Raw genomic sequence first — 2,089 nt, 5'->3', positions numbered from 1 at the left:
AAGAGGTTTCGCGAAACGGCCTCGCCGCCACCAGCGCCACCGAGGCGACTGCGGCAGCGGTCCACAGCCCGACCTCACGCGGCACGCCGTAGAAAGGCTGGCTGCCGCGGGTGATCTCGCGCCCGGCGACCAGCAGCGTGTAGACGATGATCAGCATGGCCAGCGTGGCGATCGAGGCGCTCGATCCGGAAAGCCTTAGCAGCGGCGCACCGGTCAGCAGGCCGACGACGACCGCCAGAGCCAGGACGATGGCCAGCGCTGCGACGAAGGAGAGTTGATGGCCGGCGAGGAATTGCGGCAGGTCGCGCAGCGCCGTTCGCTGCAGTGCCGTCGGCATGGTGAGGATGCCTGTCGCATAGGCGCCGAGGCCGACAAAGGCCGCCTGGCCGAACGAGACGATGCCGCTGTTGCCGGAGAATATCTGCAGGCCGAGCACCGCCGTCAGCATGATCGCGGCATAGGTGACGACGCGTTGCATGGCGGCGCCGCCGAAGATGAAGGCGGCAAGCGCCACCAGCAACAGCACCGCGACCATGCACAGGGCATCGGCCGTGGCGTTGCGGAACGCGGCCGGCATGAAGCCGGAACTCTTGCTCTCGCTCGTCGTCACCGACGCCATCACGCGGCCCTGAAGCGATCGGGTGAAAACGGGGCCAGGATCGGTTGCGCGCCTTGGGTGACCAGCTTGGCCACCGCCTCGCCGACTGCCGGCCCGGTCTTGAAGCCGTGGCCGGAAGACCCCGCCGAAACGACCAGCCCTTCGACATCAGGCATGGCGCCGATGACCGGCAGATCGTCGGGGCTCATGTCGTAGAGACCGGCATAGCCCGGCCGGATGCCAAGCTCGGCCATGGCCGGCACGCGGCTGGCGAAGGTCTCCAGGATCTCGACCGATTCCTGCTCCTCGACACCTTCCATGTAATCATCGGGATTTTCGACGAAGCGTGGACGGCCTGCATGTTCGTGGCGCAGGCCGGTGCCGCCGCCGGCCCAGGTCCCGGCGAGGATGACGCCGTCATTGTCTGGCCGCGCATAGTTGCAGGAAATGTCGTCGCACCAGGCGAACGGCATGACCTGCCTTGCCTTGCCGGCAGCGTCGAGCACGGCCATCGGATGGCGCTCGACATGCAGCGGCAGATCGAGGCCGACCGTCGCCAGCAGCCGGCGCGTCCACGGCCCGGCGGCCAGGACGACGGTATCGGCCTCCAGCATCGTTCCATCGGTCAAGATGACACCCGTGATGCGGTCGCCCTGCCGCTGGAGGCTCTCGACCAACGTGTTCTGCATGATCCTGGCACCACTGGCGCGGGCGGCACGGGCAATAGCATTGGTGGCGCCGAAGGCATCGGCATAGCCATACTCGGGTTCCCACAGCGCCAGCGCGACATTGTCCAGGGCAAAGCCCGGTGCGGCATCGGCAAAGGCCTGCGGCGACAATGTCTTGATGCGCGCGCCCTCGCCGCGGATGCGTTCGGCTGCCGACGTCCAGCTCGCCTTGTTGTCGTTGCCGCAGACCCACATCATGCCGATTTCGGTGACAAAGGATCCTTCGCCCGCGATTTCGGGCAGCGACACCAGGATCTCTCGGCCACGGATGGATAGCTGCGACAGTTCCGGCATCAGGTAGAAGGCGTGCAGCAGCGCCGACGATTTGCCCGACGGGCCGCCGGCGGGATGGGTCTGCTCGACCAGCGTGACCTTCACACCGGCTTTGGCCAGATCATAGGCCGCGCTCGATCCGACAATACCGGCACCGACGACGATGACGTCGCTTCCATTTCGCATGGCTGTTCCCCACAGTCTCTTGGCTGCTTTTCGACAAGGTAGGGCCAGCGATCGCGCAATGTCAACATCTCTTCATTGTTGACCGATATTTAAATCTCTGTAATAAACTCGACAAAACAAGAGAACACGGATTCCGGGGAGGCCCATGGCGATACGCGATGTTCTGATGCGCGGGGATCTTGCGCTGACGCCGTCGGAGGAGAAGATCGTTCGACTGCTGTTGACGGACTATCCGACCTCCGGCCTCGGCACCGCCTCATCGCTCGCCCGGCGCGCTGGCGTCAGCGATCCAACCGTGGTGCGG

At 65.4% G+C, this 2,089-nt stretch carries 1 protein-coding gene and 2 pseudogenes; 1 reads left to right on the top strand and 2 read right to left on the bottom strand.

From position 1 onward, the window contains the following. Both EN994_RS28675 and EN994_RS28670 read right to left on the bottom strand, forming a co-directional pair. Positions 1 to 619 (bottom strand): annotated as a pseudogene (locus EN994_RS28675) (ABC transporter); the annotation flags it as partial. Next, on the bottom strand, positions 619 to 1,785 hold the full coding sequence (locus EN994_RS28670) for an FAD-binding oxidoreductase (RefSeq protein ID WP_063170110.1): 1,167 nt from the start codon (positions 1,783 to 1,785) through the stop codon (positions 619 to 621). The gene EN994_RS28670 and the pseudogene EN994_RS28675, both read right to left, overlap by 1 nt. 145 nt (positions 1,786 to 1,930) lie before the next feature. Between EN994_RS28670 and EN994_RS36455 the strand changes: the two are divergent. Next, positions 1,931 to 2,089: pseudogene (locus EN994_RS36455) on the top strand (MurR/RpiR family transcriptional regulator); the annotation flags it as partial.

Origin of the sequence: Mesorhizobium sp. M7A.F.Ca.CA.002.09.1.1, assembly GCF_003998555.1 — a bacterium.
In the GTDB taxonomy this organism is placed as follows: domain Bacteria; phylum Pseudomonadota; class Alphaproteobacteria; order Rhizobiales; family Rhizobiaceae; genus Mesorhizobium; species Mesorhizobium ciceri.
This window is presented reverse-complemented; position numbering and strand designations above follow the sequence as displayed.

Excerpts from the sequence above, each read along its gene's own strand:
- EN994_RS28670 (WP_063170110.1), bottom strand. The coding sequence starts at position 1,785 with ATGCGAAATGGAAGCGACGTCATCGTCGTCGGTGCCGGTATTGTCGGA.